The sequence below is a fragment of the Chryseobacterium gotjawalense genome (genome assembly GCF_030012525.1).
Classification (GTDB): domain Bacteria; phylum Bacteroidota; class Bacteroidia; order Flavobacteriales; family Weeksellaceae; genus Kaistella; species Kaistella gotjawalense.
In genome coordinates this window covers 1,364,086-1,380,638 of the sequence record NZ_CP124855.1, presented here as the reverse complement: position 1 = coordinate 1,380,638, position 16,553 = coordinate 1,364,086, and the positions used below count along the sequence as shown (strand labels likewise).

The following is a 16,553-nucleotide window of genomic DNA, read 5'->3' as shown; positions in this document are numbered from 1 at the left end:
TATGATGACACATCAAAATAAAAATCAAAGTTCTTTTGGAATGATCGGACTGGGCACCATGGGTTCCAACCTTTTGCAAAATATTGCGGATCACGGTTACCATTGTTCCGGCTACGATAACGATGCTAAAAAAGTCGATACGGTGAATATTTTGAATCGGGAAAATATTCATGCTTTTCCAGATTTAAAGGATTTTGTGCAAAATTTAAAAAGTCCGAAAGTGGTCATGCTTCTGGTTCCGGCCGGTAAAATAGTGGATTCTGTTATTGAAGAATTGCTTCAGGTTATGGATCAAGGAGATATCATTATTGATGGCGGAAATTCTCATTTCACCGATACCGAGCGACGGTTTGTAGATTTGGAGAAAAAAGGTTTTCATTTCGTGGGAATGGGTGTTTCCGGAGGTGAAGAAGGTGCCAGAAAAGGACCGAGTATGATGCCGGGTGGCGATAAAAAAGCGTATGAAACCCTGAAACCTATTTTAGAAAAAATTGCGGCCCATGTCAATGGCGAACCTACGGTAGCTTTTATGGGTGAACGCTCTGCCGGACACTTCGTAAAAATGGTGCATAACGGAATCGAATATGCGTTGATGCAGTTGATTTCTGAAACCTATGAAGTCATGAAAAAAGGACTTCAAATGGAAGACAGAGAAATTCATTCGGTTTTTGAAAAATGGAATGAAGGCCGTTTAAAGTCGTATTTAATAGAAATTACCGGTGATATCTTTGCCTACAAAAAGAAAGGGGCGCACCATCTTTTCTTTAATGATATTAAAGACGAAGCAAAAGCAAAAGGAACCGGCAAATGGACCTCTCAGGCGGCAATGGATTTAACCGTTCCGATTCCGATGATTGATATTGCCGTTTCCATGCGTGATCTTTCAAAATACAAAGACCTCCGGATTAAAGCGTCAAAACTATATCCTGATGATAAGAAACCGGAGTTTGATACAACAGAATATATAGCCAAACTCGAGGAAGCTTTTTATTTCTCGATGGTCTCAGCTTATGCGCAGGGAATGCATCTGCTTGATCGGGCCAATGAAGAATTCAAATATGATCTGAATTTAGATTTGATTGCAAAGATCTGGCGAGGCGGATGTATTATCCGTTCAGAATTTCTGGAAGATATTTATGCAGCCTATAAAAAAGATCCGAAATTGAAACATCTGTTTCTGGACGATTCTATTCATAAAAGTCTCCTTAAAAGTGTTCCCTCTGTCCGGTCTGTTATTTCAGATGCCGTGCTCCAGGGGATTGCAATACCATCTTTTGCGGTAGCAATGAGTTATTTTGATAATGTACGGAATGAAGAAATGCCTGCAAATCTCATTCAGGCGCAACGGGACTTTTTTGGTTCACACACTTATGAACTCAAAGGAAAAGAAGGCGTTTTTCATACCGATTGGGAAGATTCCAGCCATTAAAAAATCTGTTCAAAAATCCAAAGATTTAAAAATTAAAGAAATGCTAAAGACCTCAAAAAATAAATCAGATTCCACTATTTTTATCATTTTCGGCGGGACTGGAGATTTGACCAAGCGGAAAATAATGCCCGCGCTTTACAACCTTTTTCTCAATAAATGGTTGCCTGAAAATTTTGCAATTATTGGTACTTCGTCAACTAAAATGAATGTTCAAAAGTATATTGATGATTTACGGTCAGCAGTCGACGAGTTTTCCCGAAATGGTAAAACAAATGATGAAGACTGGAAAAGATTTTCTGCAAATATTACTTTTCAGGATGCTGATATCACTGATTCTGCAGCATTTAAACCCTTTGGAAAACTTATAGATAAATATAAAAAGGAGTGGCAGAAAACGCCTTCTATTATTTATTACTGCGCCGTGGCGCCGCGTTTTTTCTGTACAATCGCTGAAAATATATCAAAAGCTAACCTCGAAAATGATCCTGGCACTACGCGAATTATTGTAGAAAAACCGTTCGGAATCGATCTGGAATCTGCCAGAGAACTCAATAAAAAACTGCTTGGTATTTTTGATGAAACGCAGATTTACAGAATCGACCATTATTTGGGTAAAGAAGTGGTGCAGAATATCATGGCTTTCCGTTTTGCGAATTCTATTATGGAGCCACTTTGGAACCGAAATCATGTGGAACATGTTCAGATTTCGGTTACGGAACAGATTGGGATTGAAGGTCGAGGTAATTATTTCGAACATGCCGGCATTTTGCGGGATATGATTCAAAATCATTTGTTGCAGCTGCTCTGTATTATTTCAATGGAACCACCGATAAACTTTAATGCTGATGAGGTTCGGGATAGAAAAGTTGATGTTTTAAAAGCAATGCGAAAAATTGAAACTGGAAAAGTGGAAACCATGTCCGCACGAGGCCAGTACAGTTCCGGATGGATAGAAGGGAAAGAAGTTTTAGGCTATCGAGAAGAGAAAAATGTAGATCCCGATTCGAATACAGAAACCTATGCAGCTCTTAAACTTTATGTTGATAACTGGCGCTGGCAAGGCGTTCCCTTTTATTTGAGAACAGGCAAGCGGCTTTTCAAATCAGCTTCTACAATTACCCTGCAGTTTCGGGAAATCCCACACAATATTTTTCTGTCGGAAGAATCCGGTGCTCCCAAACAAAATCGTTTGGTAATCAGTATTCAACCTGATATGGCAATCCGTTTTCAACTGCAGAGTAAAGTTCCCGGACTCGAAATGAATTTAAATACAGTAGATGTCGTTTTTGATTATTCCGCAAGTAAAAAAACAGATTCGCCGGAAGCATACGAAACGCTTTTGCTTGATGCTATTACCGGTGATCAAACGCTGTTTATGCGCGCCGATCAGGTAGAAGCTGCCTGGGAATTGATTATGCCGATCCTCAATTACTGGGAAAAAAATAAGGAACAGAATTTCCCGAACTATTCGGCAGACTCATGGGGGCCTGAAAATGCCGAAGCCCTGATTGCAAGAGACGGTTATCACTGGTTCAACCTACCAGATAATAAATAAGAAGGCTTAAAATGGACTTAAATATTTATAATACTATTGATGAAGTGATGAACGCTTTGGCGACAACCATTTGCCATGCTTCAGAACTGGCGATTAAAAAGCGCGGACAGTTTAATTTTGTACTTTCGGGTGGAAGTTCGCCGCGTAAATTGTATGAACTTTTGGCATCAAAAACATACCACAATAAGATTGCCTGGAACAAAACCTTTTTTTTCTTTGGTGATGAAAGGTTTGTGCCCGAAACCGATCCACAGAGAAATTCGCTCATGGTAAAAGAAGTTTTATTTGATCCTCTGAAGATCAAAAAATCTCATATATTCAATGTCAACACAACCGGTTCTCCGGTAGAAGCTGCCCGAAAATATGAAGAATCCATCGCAGCACATTTTCAAAACAAAACAGTTGAATTCGACTTTGTTCTGCTGGGGCTTGGCGACAATTCACATACCGCTTCTCTTTTCCCAAATACATCTGTATTGGAGGAAACTGAAGCTGCCATTAAATCCGTTTTTGTGAAAGAAGTGGATATGTACAGGATTACGATGACTGCACCCCTGATAAATCAGGCTAGAAAAATTGCGTTTTTGGTTTTCGGAGAAGAGAAATCTGAGGCAGTATTTCATGTTCTGAACGATCAATCCGGTTCGGAAAGTCAATATCCAGCGCGTTTAATTAAAAATGAACAAAAGAAAGTGCAGTGGTTTTTAGATAAAAAAGCGGCGTCCCGATTATAGCTGAAAAAATTTTCTGTACAACTTCCTATTATATTTTTAAAAGATTCGAAAATGTTTCCGAAAATAAATCCTGCCGAAACTTCGGCTTGGGAAGCATTAATTGTACACCAAACTCAGATGAAAAAAGTTCAGCTGAAAGACCTTTTTAAAAATGACTCCCATTTAAAAATGGTAAAATACAGGTTTTAGTCTGCGGATCTCAGGGTGTGAATGGCGTAAATTATTTTAACAATTGTGTAATGGATTTAAGTATAGAATTATTCACCTTTGAATGGCAATTGGTGATTACGTCCTAAAATAAAAGAGATGAAATACAATAATTCTAAAAGTTGTAATCACATACCTGATCATCAATTACAAGCATAAAAGTTTATTAATGGATTTATTCTGATAGTGGTTAAAACATAAATAATATTAACAATGGAAACAACGAACACAAGTACGAATACATTGAAAAAGTTATTTGAAACTGTTTTTATATTCGCGCTATTTATTGCGATGTATGCCAATTTTGGGATAACCAAAGTTTTTGCACAGTCCCGGATTTCTGCAACGATTACCTACCAAACTTTTTATGATGAACTTTCTCCTTATGGGAACTGGATCGAATATCCGGGGTATGATCATGTTTGGAGCCCCAATGTAAATGGCGATTTTAGACCTTATTTAACCAACGGAAATTGGGAATATACGAACGATGGTTGGGCGTGGGCCTCTAATTATGATTGGGGCTGGGCACCTTTTCATTATGGCCGTTGGTTGTATGATCCTCAATATGGATGGTTATGGATTCCTGGTTACGAATGGTCTCCAGCTTGGGTGACTTGGGGAGAAGTCGATAATTATTATGCCTGGGCACCTTTGGGACCGCTTGTAAGTGTAGGTTTTGCCTATAACAACTGGAGACCGAATGCCTTTTACTGGAATATCGTTCCAAGGGAGCATATTCATGATAGAGATATATCGAGATTCGCAGAAGACCGAGGCAGAGATAATGCTTTTACAAATAGAATCCAGACGCTTAATAATTTCGACAGAACGTCCATCCATAATCATTATTATTCCCGTGGACCGGAACTGAAAAATGTTGAACAATATACCAACCGGCAAATCCCTCCTGTATCAATTAAATCAGCGGCTAAAATAATGCCGGCCAAAAGAGAGGGTAATAATTTACAGCTTTATCGTCCTGAAGTCATTCATCCGCAACCCTCAGTTTTTAAAAGGATGAATATTGAAAACCCTCCAATTAGAACTGGAGAAGAAAGAGGCGCTTTTCCATCAAGAAACTCCAATCAACAAAACAATAATAGAAACCCACAAGTGATAGAGAATAATCGTCAAAATCAAAATGCGGAGGTTAGAAGATCACAACCGATAGAAAACAGTCCCCAAATTCGCAATACAGAAGAGCAGAGAATGCCTTCGGTCGACAGGGCTGTACAACGACAAAATGTAGAGCGGATGCCAGAAATGAGAAGTCCCGCACGTTCTTCCGAAAACAGGATGCCTCAGGGTTCAGGTAGAAGAAGATAAAAAAGATAACCGTTCACTGGAGATTCCTGCAATTTTAAAAAGGTACCAGTAATTGTTTTTTACTACATTTTATCTCAGGTGGCGGGTCTGCTGTAATTATAAAAAATCTCTTTTATCTGGTTTAAACAAGCAAATTATCAGACTTCATTTTAAAACCTAACAGCAGGCTTTGAAAAAGTTAGATTTTGTAATAATAAAGCAGCATCCAGTTTTTCTGATATCAATAAGTTTTAACAAATCATCATAATTAAATTTTAAAAAAATGAAAAAGTCAATTTTAATTTTAGCAATGATAGGATTGGGTTTTCAATCCTATGCACAGGATACTTCAGTTCTTTACAGTGCTGTCTTGAAAAGGGGAGACGTACCGGAAGTGGTCCTTAAATCAATTGAAACAAATTTTCCGAATTACGTTGTGGAAGGTTATAACGCAGTTCCTATTGATTATGTAGCGGGAAATGTATATGTAAATAACGATGTAGACCTTTCAGATATAAATAGTTATCAGATCACAATTTCTTCAAAAAATAAAAAACTTGTCGCCAATTTGGATGGAGATGGTAAATTGATGAGCACCGTAGAAAATATAAAAGATGTTCCTCCGCCATCAGCCGTATCCCGATCTATTGCATCAGCATATCCTGGCTGGACTATCGGTAAAGATAACTATCATATGATTAATTATGCCAACGGAAGAACCGTGGAACATTATAGATTTCTTCTTTATAAAGATGGAAAGACCAAACGCGTTCATACCGATGCCAATGGTAAAATTTTAAAGTAAAATCGTTTCTAAATATTGACAAAAATGAAAACAGTACATTATATTGTACTTGCCGTGATTTTTTTAACCTTAGCCAATTGCAAAAAGAGGAAGATGGGTGATCAGGTAACGAATAATAAAGTCCAAACTACACCCAATGGATCTGATATTAAATTTGCTGAAGCTTTAAAATTTATTGAAAATGGGCAATTACCTAAAGCTTCAAAAAGAATTAAAGAGGGAATTGCTGAACTCAACAAAGAAGCGGAAAACATTAATAAGAGCGAAAAACAAAAACTAGATTCTCTTAATTCTCACTTAAATAAGGTTTCTAATGATCTCGAAAACGGGAAGGCTGTACAGATCAACCTAATAAGGAATCTTATAGCCAATGCCGAGATTATTGCGAATCACAGCTACTTAAGCAGTGATGATTTATTGATTTGGGAAGATCCCGACGCTGCGGAAATAAACACAACCTCCAAAAGATTCGATGTCACTTTTGCTAACCTTAAAAATACGGAACGGACCGTGAAACAAGATGCCCAAAAAGATCACAAAGATTTGGTTATGGAAGGGGAAAAATTGAAGGCAGATTATAATGTCTGGGAGAAAAGAACTGTAGAATTCAACAAAAAAGTTAATGATCACTTTAAGAAGAATTTTCAGGAATTTTCTTATTTAAATTAGAGGATTAAAATGTTTTTCTATAAATTTTAAAGTAGGCTGATGTCCTATTTTAAAAATTTCTTAAATAAATCCCATTTTTTTAATCTCCCAATCAATTCGACTGGGAGATTTTGGCCTTTTAAAATAAATTGCCTCGGACCCAACAAAGTAGAATAGAAGTTCGCGGTATTTTCTTCGTATTGGGCTTTGTTTTAAATATTTTATTGTTTATTTCTAAAATATTGAACTATTTCACTTCCGGCTTTGGTGTATTGTTGTTTTTATTCTTTCCTGTAAGAAATTCCTCCAATGATTGAAAGAGAATAAAAAGCCCCGGTATCACAAAAACTCCGAATAAAGTTCCTACAAGCATTCCTCCGACGGCACCAACGCCAATGGATTGATTACCAGCAGCACCGACACCTGATGCAAAAACCAATGGCAGCAGTCCCACAATAAAAGCAAGAGAGGTCATGAGAATAGGGCGTAATCTTGCAGTGGCTCCTGCAACAGCAGCATCAATAATCGTCATTCCCGAATGTCGTCTTTCCAAGGCGTATTCCACGACCAGAATAGCGTTTTTGGAAAGCAGTCCTATGAGCATAATGACCGCTAACTGCATATAAATATTATTATCAATTTTAAACAAATGGGCAAAAAAATAGGTCCCCATCAAACCAACCGGTAAGGTGAATAATATGGAAAATGGTATAAGAAGACTTTCATATAACGCTACCAAAAGAAAATACACGAAAACAAGACACAGGATATAGATGTACAACGTTTGACCACCACTTTTACTTTCTTCCCGTGAAATTCCCGAATATTCAAATCCATAGCCTTGAGGAAGGGTTTTCGCGGCGACTTCCTGTATGGCATTCAGTGCGTTGCCACTGGTATATCCTGTATTGGGCTGCCCGGTAACAGCCATACTGGTATACAAATTAAAACGGGAAATACTTTGCGGTCCAAACGTTTTGGTCATCGTTATAAATTCGTTAATGGGTGCCATCGTGCCGGCGGAATTCTTAATATATATATTGTTTAATCCCTGAAGCACGCTTCTGTAAGGTGCATCTGCCTGAACAATGACCCGGTATTGTTTCCCGAATTCATAGAAATTGGAAGCGTAGTCCCCTCCATAATATCCCTGCATTGTCGAAATAATAGAATTCATAGTAAAGCCAGCTTCTTTTGCCTTTGCAACATTGATCTCCATTAAATATTTGGGGTAGTTTAGCGCAAAACCTGTCGCAGCATACTGAATTTCCGGCCGTTTATTTAATGCGTCCAGAAATTTTTCTGAAACGCTGTTGAATTTTTCAAGACTGCCTCCGGTTTTATCCTGCAGTTGTAATGAAAAACCTCCGGAAACGCTAAAGCCGGTAACCGTCGGTGGCGCAAAAAATAGAATTTTAGCATCCTTGAATTGTGATGTTTTCTGAAACAGTAGACCTATAATATCATTGATGCCTACTCCTTTTCTTTCGCCCCAAGGTTTCAGACGCATGATCAGTAAAGCATAATTGCTTCCGCTTCCATTGATGATGCTGTTGCCTGTTACTACAGCATTGTTCTGTATGTCCGGTATCCCTGATGTTATGTCATTAACCCGATTGGCAATTACGGTGGTTCTGTCCAAAGAACTCCCTGGTGCTAGGGCAATGTCCGCAAAGAGTACTCCTTGATCTTCATCAGGCACAAAGCCGGATGGGGTAATTTTCATAAAATAAATCAATAGCGAAATAGCGACCAATATCGCGACCGGAACCATCCATTTTTTGCGGGATAAAAATAAAATGGATTTTTGATATTTTCCTTTTATAGAATCAAAACCTGTGTTGAAACCAGTTTTAAATTTTTGAAGGAAAGTCTTTTTCTGATTTGGATCTTCGTGATGTGGTTTAAGAAATAAGGCGCATAAAGCTGGACTTAGAGTTAAAGAACTGATTGCAGAAATAACAATAGCTGATGCCAGCGTCAAACCAAACTGATTAAAAAACACTCCCGAAGATCCACTTATAAATGAAACCGGTATAAATACAGAAGCCATTACCAATGTGATTGCGATAATAACGCTGCTAAGATTGGACATGGTATCAATCGCTGCCTGTTTTGATGAAGTATAGCCTTCGTCGAGTTTGGCGTGTATCGCTTCAACCACCACAATTGGATCATCCACCACAATACCGATGGCCAAAACCAAGGCAAAAAGCGTAAGCAGGTTAATGGTAAAACCAAAAAGCGTGAGGCAGGCAAAGGTGCCGACAATGGAAACGATAATGGAAACCGCCGGAATAAGGGTCGACCTAAAATCCTGCAGAAATAACAGCACAACCAAAAAAACAAGGAAGTAGGCGATAAGCAGTGTTTCGACCACTTTACTAATAGAAGCGCTTAAAAAATCATTAACATTAAATAAAGAAATATAATGAATTCCTGTAGGGAAAGACGCTGAAGCGGCGTCGAGTGTAGCAATGGTCTGCGTTACAATATTTTGTGCATTTGAACCTGCCGTTTGGCTTACGGAAATTACGGTCGCCGGTTTTCCGTCTGTACTTTGGGTAGATGCGTAAGTTAAAGTACCCAGCTCTATCCGTGCGATGTCTTTTAACCGTAACAGTGATCCGTCTTTAGAAGCATGCAGGATGATATTTTCAAATTCTGCAACCGATTGAAGGCGTCCTGTAAACTGAATATTGTATTGAAATACCTGATTGCTGTTTTCGCCAAATTTTCCTGGAGCAGCATCGATATTCTGTTCTGCGAGAGCATTCACCACATCATCAGGAGACAGTCCATACACAGCCATAACATCGGGCTTTAACCAGATACGCATGGCATAATCCTGCGATCCAAAAACATTTACACCACCTACACCATTGATCCGCTGAATAGTTGGGACAATATTGATGGTGGCATAATTACTCAAAAACTTTAGGTCATAATCTGGATTGTCGCTTTTCAGGGCAAAAAATAAGAGGTTACTGCTTTGTTTTTTGCTTACCGTAACTCCAGTTTGAATGACTTGAGCGGGTAAAAGTTTTGTGGCGCTTTGAACACTGTTCTGAACATTTACTGCATTAATATCGGGATCGCTCCCCAAATTAAAATAAATAGTAATGGCCGCGGTACCGTCGTTGGTAGCAGTTGAGGTCATATAAGACATTCCTTCAACACCATTGATTGCCTCTTCCAGTGGAATAACGACATTGTTGAGAACTACTTCTGCATTGGCACCAGGATAGGTCGCAGTAACATTCACGGTGGGAGGTGCAATTTGTGGATATTGGGTAACAGGTAATGAGAGGTAGGCTAATACTCCCAAAATCACTATCATTACCGAAATGACGACAGATAATAATGGTCTTTCAATAAATATCTTGAACATTTGATTTTATTTATAAGAGTTATTATTTTACTTCTTTTAAGACAGCTTGGTAAACACTGTCTTTTTTTACAGGAACTGGTTTTATGCGCATTCCCGGTTTTAAACCACCTATACCTTCCAGAACGATGATGGCGTTTTTATTTAATCCTTTGTTTACTATAAATAGATTTCCAATGGTGTTTTCACTAACTTCTATGCTGGTGCTTATTAAGCTGTCTTTGTTGATCACCTGGTACACGAATTTCTTGCCCTGAAGATCAAAAGAGGCTTCCTGAGGAACTAAGATTGTCGACTCCACGGGGATTGGGATTAAAATGTTGGCACTGCTTCCGCTCTGTATCAGCCTGTTTGGGTTGGGAAAGGTGGCTCTGAAATTTGCAGATCCCGTTTCGGTACTTACGGCCCCGGAAGAGGCAGTTACTTTTCCCTTTACAGGATATACGGTTCCGTCTGCCAGTTGTAGGGAGACTTCTTCTAAATTACTAAATTTATTTTGTTGCGTATTTCCCTTAAAATGATGGGTGAAACCAAGCAGCAGTTTTTCATTAACTGAAAAATAAACATACACATTTGAGGTATTGTAAACGGTCGTCAAGCTATTTCCGGCACTGCTGCTTACCAAACTTCCCGTTTTGTAAGGTATGACTCCCACCGTTCCGTCAGCAGGACTTCGAATGGTAAGATAACCGAGATTTACCTGGGCGTTGGTAAGGTTTGCTTTTGCTGAAGCAAGTGATGCCTGGCTGGATTCCAACGCATATTGATTGGCCTCAAGAGCATATTTGCTCACAATATTGCGATCCACCAAAGGTTTTACCTGATTCACCTGCATCTGCGCAGATTTCACATTGGCAACTGCTATTTTTACTGCAGCATTGGCGCTCCGAACCGCTTCCTCGTACTGTGGATTTCTTAACTGAAAAAGAAGCTGTCCTTTTTTAACATCAGCACCTTCGTCCACATACATCTTTTCGATAAACCCATCTACTTTTGGAATAATAACCACGTCCTGCTCTCCCTTTATGGTTGCAGGAAAAGAATAGGTAATAACGGCATCTCCATAATATACCGGTGCTACTTTATAAGCAGCTATGGGGGCCGTCCCAGATTTTCCAGGGTTTTGCTTGTTTTTATTACAGCTTAATAAGACCGAGAGTAATAGTAAGAAGGTTAGTTTTTTCATCAGATGCTTTAATTGAAGAATAGTTAATGACCCCATTAGTTAATGATATTAATTATACATAACTATGGTATTGATCTAAATTGCAATACGCTGCCGTTTCTAAACGGTTTCAATAATTCCCATTGCTGCATAATACGCGGCCCCGATCAAAGCTGTCTGATCGTTCAGTACTATTTTCACAGGAACTGTTTTCAGCAAATGTTCCATACGCCCGAAGTTGATAAAGTTCTTATAAAATTCTTCTTTATTAATGAGACCTAGAATTTTTGGAGCAATCCCGCCACCGATATATATGCCACCGGTTGCTTTGGTTTTCAAGGCAAGCTGTGCCGACTCCACACTAAGGTATCTTACAAAGTGTTGCAAAGTTTCGGCACATATCGGATCTTTCTTTTCCAGAGCTGCGGTAGATATTGCGATAGGTGGATCTTCATTTTGAAATTGTTTAGTGAGCCATTTGGGTTCTTTTTCGTTTCTGAAGTTTCGTAAAAATTGATAGATATTATGAATCCCCTGGCCTGAAATAAGCCTTTCACAGCTAATATGATCAAATTTAGTTTTTAGAAATTTCCATAATTCTATATCAAGCGGACTGCTGGGCGCAAAATTGCAATGTCCACCTTCTGTCGCATACGGATGATAATGTGAACCGTCCCAATACATTCCCGCCTCGCCAAGACCTGTGCCCGGTGAAATTACCGCTGCATTGCCTTCGGATTTTTTACCCACTGTCAAAACTTCAAAGTCATTTTCTTCAAGTGCAGATAGGCCGTAAGCGTTGGCTTCCAGATCATTAATCAGAAGTACGCGTTTAATGTTTAGATCAGATTCTAATTTTTTAGCATCGATTTCCCAGGCGAAATTTACACCCCGAACTTTGTCACCATCCACGGTACCTGCGACACCCAAACAGGCACAATCAATAGTAGAGGAATTATCTTCGTGAAAATGAAGAATTGCCTTTACAAAAGAACCGTGATCTGTGGTAGGATAACGTTGATTTTTAATCGAAATTAATTTTCCTTTTTGAATTTCAAAAAGTGCCAGATTTGTTTTAGTTCCACCCACATCAGCCGCCAAAACCAATCCAGAGCTGGGTAATTTCTTTTCGCGGGAAGGATAGGCCATGGGTAGAGTGGCATCTGAAATATCGGGTAATGATATTGATTTAAAATTCTCCATTTTTGATTGCTTTTATCGTTAAGGGATTGTCCCGGAATAGCGTTTTATATGATTTTTAATTTTCGGGCAAGCTTTCGGGGACTGTCATTTTTGCGACACCTATTCTGTCATCGGCCATTCCGTAATACACATCAATTCTATTGGGTTGGCCGATGTCGTCACGGCGGTCTGTACCGGTGGGAAAAACCACATTACCAACTGTTCCGATTTTTTCCTCCGGTAAATCTGGAAATAAAACAGGCTTCGTCGAACGGTACAAGATTTTTTGAGGCTCTTTTTCAGATAAAATCATCACGCCTGCAGAATAAGAATATTTAGGATCATCTTTAGTGCAGTTTTCATGTTTTTGTACGCCGTGATAAATGATTAACCAGCCGTGTTTTGTCAGGATCGGAGGGGCGCCGCCGCCAATTTTTAAATTTTCCCAGGAGTAAACAGGATTCGCTAAGCAATGATGGGACGTGAATTTTGCATTTTGCAAAGAAGTATCTTTCCCTTCTTTCAGGTTGAAATAAGAAATCCATATGCTTTCCTTATTTTTATCGATATTTCGGTATTCGCCTCTCTTAACTGTTTCTTCCGGAATACTGTCGGGAAAAAGTGGACGGTGCAACATGGCAATAGAAGTGTGGTGGTGCGGACTGGGCAGAGCAATGGGGAAAAAACTGGCATCTTTATCATCCACATTATTAAAATCAAGTGGTTTATAAAGGGTATAACCAATCAAACCCATTCTTTCCCAGGTGAAAAGATCTTTCGATCTTGCCATGGCGATGCGCGGTCCGTGTGGGCCATAAGCGGTATAAGTCATAATATAATGTTCCACAGGTTCTACGTAGGTTATGCGCGGATCCTCGCAACCGCCACCGCCATTCGGACGTTTCTCATAGTCTGCTTCAGGTTCCAGCACAACACCCAAACGTTCTACGCCGACAGGATCACCAGCATCATTAAACAGTACTTTTGCAATACCGATCCGAGAGTAATTATTCTTGGCCACCAAACGTGGAAAAAGATAAAGTTTTCCATCTGGACCGCGGGTTACCGCAGGGTTCAGTACTCCTTCAACTTCAAATTCGTTTCCTTCCTCTGGTTTCATGATGGTACAAAGTCGATGTAATTTGAAGGGTATCATTGTTTTTTATTTTTAGAGGTTAAGCAGGCAATGATTGTTTCAATAATTCTTTTGGTTTCTTCAGGATCTCTTACCTGAATACAATCTGCACCGGTATTTCTGGCAGGGTAATCGTTGCCGCCTTCAAATAATGCATCGCCGATAAAGAGCATTTCAGGAATTTTTATTTCTAAAATTTCATTAAGTTTTCTTATTCCATACGCCTTATCTATACCCGGTTTTACAATATCGATGGATGTTGTTCCGCCCATACCGATCGAAAATTCACTTAACGTTTCTTTCAGTGGTTCGACAATTTTTTTACGTTTTTCAAAATCAGGATCCCAGACTTTTTTCTGGTCCAGAGGTGCCTGTTGTCCTAACCCTGAAAAGGTAATCTGACTTCCCCGGTCTTCAATTTGCTCACCCCAGGTTTTCTTGATGTCCAGACGGGCTGCTTCTATTGCAGTATGCAGATTGTTCAGAATTTTTTCTCTTTCTTCTGCAGTGAAATTTTCTTCATACAATTCTTCCCAATCTTTTCTGTACTGATAAAACTTTGTTCCACAAGTCGGAAGAATCATTAATTTTTTAAGCATTGCTTTTTTTGGTAAATACTGCAACACCTGTGTTTCGAACTGAGGCCAGTCGCCACCGGATATAATAGCGACCTGGGCGACTTCGAGTAAATTATTTAAGAGTTCAGCCATTTCCCTGTCAATTGCTGATTTGCTCTTGGCCAAAGTACCGTCTAAATCAAAAATAATGAGCCTTTTCATCTTTTTTAATGAAGTTTTTTATCGGAAATAGCGATTTGCAGAAGCGTGATTTCTTGCGTCGGTTGAAGATTGAGCAGACCTATAATTGCCGGCAAGAGTATCACTTCACCTTTATCGATGTGGTAATCTTTACCATTGTAATTCATCGAGCCCTTGCCATCGATGCAAACTAAAATTGCCGGTTCATCTTTAAAGCCTACCATATAATCTGATCGGGTTTTGATTCGCCAGGCTTTAAAGTGTTCATTGTCGAAAAGTTTTTCGGTATCTTTAAGATCTGGAGTTATTAAAGGATTCACCGGTCCAATATCCACTTGATTAAAATCAATACAGGCAACAGCTTCTTCGACCTGAAGTTCGCGTGGTTTTCCCGTTTTCTGATCAGTTCGATCCCAATCATAGAGGCGGAAAGTGACATCACTGTTTTCCTGAACTTCAAAAACGACCGTCCCGCCAAGGGTGTGAACCGCTCCTGAATGAATAAATATGGCGTCATCTTCTTTGGGCACGAAACTGTGCAAACAATCGGATACGGTATTGTTCTGAATAGATTCCAGCAATTTCTCTTTGGTCGTTCCTTTTTTTAAGCCTGCGTAGATGCGGCTGGTTTCACTGGTTTCCAAAACGACCCAGGCTTCCGTTTTTCCGGAATCGCCTTCCGGGATATATTCTTTTTGATGATCCGACGGATGAACCTGAACAGACAGTACTTCTTTGCAATCCAGAAATTTTAACAAAAGTGGAAAGTGATCGAAATGGCCACCCAATTTACCCATAATTTCGTACCGGAAATCATGCATTAACTTTGTCAAAGTTGTTCCTTTCAATGCTCCTTCGGAAACCTCGTTTGCATAATCTTTCCGGTCGCTTAACAGCCATGCTTCTCCCACAGGTTCGTCTTCAGGAAGTGGTTTTGAAAGTAAATTTTCTAATCTCCTACCGCCCCATAACCGATATTGATAAATAGGATCGAATTTTAAAGGATACATTTGATTGCTCATCTTGATAAGTTTAGAATAATGAACAACTGTTTTTTTCAATTTTTACAATCCCGCGGAAAAACTTACGGTTTCATATTACTTAAAATTGAAAGATTTAGCCAGTTTTTGAATGTAGAACAAACGTAAATATGAGATATAATTACCTGAAAAGTGTTACATATTTGCTGTAAGAATTACATATGTGACAGATTTTATTGAAGTAGAATGAGGGATGAAATTAATTATGACTAAATTCGTTTTTTTTATTTTCATTGGGCTGACGGCAATGATTTTTTAAAATGCGGAAAAGCAAGAATATAAGATGATTAGCGTCATTTCTTCCAGAGAATTTAAACTTTAAAAAAAAGAAATCTGAACAAGATTCAAAATAGTGGAACAATAACAGTATTTAATTGTTTGATGGGGACAGGAATATAACACATCTATGCTGATGCCGCAGACTGATAAAGGAGTAAAATCCCAAAAAGTTTTAGTCAAATAGATTTATTGAAATTTTATTTTTCAAATTATATTTAGAAAGGCAGCGATAATTTATTGCTGCCTTTTTTTGTTTCAATTATGGAACGTTACTTAGAGAAGGTTGAATTACAGATGAAATTTTTCCGGTGAAGTTGAATATCACAAATCATCCGTATCGTCATTGGTATATCCCATTTTTGTTAATATCTTATCCAGCAGACACCAGTTCGTCACTGAGGACTGCAGTAAATTAACACCTACGAATCCTGTTAACCACAACCAGTTTTGGCTCATATAAAGGGTTAAAAGTATACTTGCCAAAATCATGGTTCCTGCGAAAGCATGGATTATTCTATTTCTCATAATTGTTTTTTTTTATTTTAAAATTGTTGTTCTAAAGCGACAAGCGCAATGTGGATCTTCGAAAGTGTTTCTTGTTTTCCATTGAATTCTTTGATTTTTTCGAGAATTTGAACGGAATTTTCCGCCGATGCAAAAACTGTGAACAACAAAGATTCTGTTTCTGAATAGGAAGAGGCGAACCAATTTTCTAATACATTGCTGGTTTTTTCATTCTTAAAACCTTGAACAGTGTGATAAGTGAAAGATTTTGCCCCGGATTTCACCAATATATTTTTCACTTCATTTTCAAATTCCGTGATGGCCGTGATGAGTAATAATTTCATAGTTTGATGTTTTAAATTTCTCTGCTGAAATAGTTTCCAGCAGAGAAATGAGTTAATTAATCCTTAAGATTT

The 16,553-nt window shown here is 38.7% G+C and carries 15 protein-coding genes; 7 read left to right on the top strand and 8 right to left on the bottom strand.

From position 1 onward, the window contains the following. Nucleotide 1: 1 nt before the first annotated feature. From gndA to QGN23_RS06280, 7 genes are all read left to right on the top strand, one after another. Nucleotides 2-1,429 (top strand): NADP-dependent phosphogluconate dehydrogenase, encoded by a 1,428-nt coding sequence (gndA, locus tag QGN23_RS06310; RefSeq protein WP_317622317.1) that lies wholly within the window; start codon nt 2-4, stop codon nt 1,427-1,429. Nucleotides 1,430-1,469: 40 nt separating this feature from the next. Next, the gene (zwf, locus tag QGN23_RS06305; protein WP_282906147.1) at nt 1,470-2,984 is read left to right on the top strand and encodes a glucose-6-phosphate dehydrogenase; all 1,515 of its coding nucleotides are present in this window, start codon (nt 1,470-1,472) and stop codon (nt 2,982-2,984) included. An 11-nt stretch (nt 2,985-2,995) separates the two neighbouring features. Then, nucleotides 2,996-3,718, top strand: a complete 723-nt coding sequence (pgl, locus tag QGN23_RS06300; RefSeq protein ID WP_282906146.1) for a 6-phosphogluconolactonase — start codon at nt 2,996-2,998, stop codon at nt 3,716-3,718. 51 nt (nt 3,719-3,769) lie between these two features. Next, nucleotides 3,770-3,907, top strand: a complete 138-nt coding sequence (locus QGN23_RS06295; RefSeq protein ID WP_282906145.1) for a hypothetical protein — start codon at nt 3,770-3,772, stop codon at nt 3,905-3,907. Between the two features lie 231 nt (nt 3,908-4,138). Then, a complete protein-coding gene (locus QGN23_RS06290; RefSeq protein ID WP_282906144.1) occupies nt 4,139-5,254 on the top strand; it encodes a DUF6600 domain-containing protein in 1,116 nt (371 codons plus the stop codon). Nucleotides 5,255-5,516: 262 nt separating this feature from the next. Further along, nucleotides 5,517-6,038, top strand: a complete 522-nt coding sequence (locus QGN23_RS06285; RefSeq protein WP_282906143.1) for a hypothetical protein — start codon at nt 5,517-5,519, stop codon at nt 6,036-6,038. 24 nt (nt 6,039-6,062) lie between these two features. Next, the gene (locus tag QGN23_RS06280) at nt 6,063-6,707 is read left to right on the top strand and encodes a hypothetical protein (RefSeq protein ID WP_282906142.1); all 645 of its coding nucleotides are present in this window, start codon (nt 6,063-6,065) and stop codon (nt 6,705-6,707) included. A 226-nt stretch (nt 6,708-6,933) separates the two neighbouring features. Here the strand turns inward: QGN23_RS06280 and QGN23_RS06275 are convergent, their stop codons facing one another. The 8 genes from QGN23_RS06275 to QGN23_RS06240 all read right to left on the bottom strand — a co-directional run bounded on the left by QGN23_RS06275 (nt 6,934) and on the right by QGN23_RS06240 (nt 16,481). Next, complete coding sequence (locus tag QGN23_RS06275; protein ID WP_282906141.1) at nt 6,934-10,077, bottom strand: efflux RND transporter permease subunit; 3,144 nt, start codon at nt 10,075-10,077, stop codon at nt 6,934-6,936. A 22-nt stretch (nt 10,078-10,099) separates the two neighbouring features. Further along, on the bottom strand, nt 10,100-11,260 hold the full coding sequence (locus QGN23_RS06270; protein WP_282906140.1) for an efflux RND transporter periplasmic adaptor subunit: 1,161 nt from the start codon (nt 11,258-11,260) through the stop codon (nt 10,100-10,102). Nucleotides 11,261-11,359: 99 nt separating this feature from the next. Then, nucleotides 11,360-12,442: a glucokinase gene (glk, locus tag QGN23_RS06265; protein ID WP_282906139.1), complete on the bottom strand. Its 1,083-nt coding sequence runs from the start codon at nt 12,440-12,442 to the stop codon at nt 11,360-11,362. Between the two features lie 55 nt (nt 12,443-12,497). Further along, nucleotides 12,498-13,577: a glycoside hydrolase family 130 protein gene (locus QGN23_RS06260; protein ID WP_282906138.1), complete on the bottom strand. Its 1,080-nt coding sequence runs from the start codon at nt 13,575-13,577 to the stop codon at nt 12,498-12,500. Then, on the bottom strand, nt 13,574-14,335 hold the full coding sequence (locus QGN23_RS06255) for an HAD-IIB family hydrolase (protein ID WP_282906137.1): 762 nt from the start codon (nt 14,333-14,335) through the stop codon (nt 13,574-13,576). The genes QGN23_RS06260 and QGN23_RS06255 overlap by 4 nt, the downstream gene beginning before the upstream one ends. 5 nt (nt 14,336-14,340) lie before the next feature. Further along, on the bottom strand, nt 14,341-15,375 hold the full coding sequence (locus tag QGN23_RS06250) for a type I phosphomannose isomerase catalytic subunit (RefSeq protein WP_282906136.1): 1,035 nt from the start codon (nt 15,373-15,375) through the stop codon (nt 14,341-14,343). A 579-nt stretch (nt 15,376-15,954) separates the two neighbouring features. Beyond that, the gene (locus QGN23_RS06245) at nt 15,955-16,158 is read right to left on the bottom strand and encodes a YgaP family membrane protein (protein ID WP_282906135.1); all 204 of its coding nucleotides are present in this window, start codon (nt 16,156-16,158) and stop codon (nt 15,955-15,957) included. Nucleotides 16,159-16,175: 17 nt separating this feature from the next. Further along, complete coding sequence (locus QGN23_RS06240) at nt 16,176-16,481, bottom strand: P-II family nitrogen regulator (protein ID WP_282906134.1); 306 nt, start codon at nt 16,479-16,481, stop codon at nt 16,176-16,178. Nucleotides 16,482-16,553 lie beyond the last annotated feature (72 nt).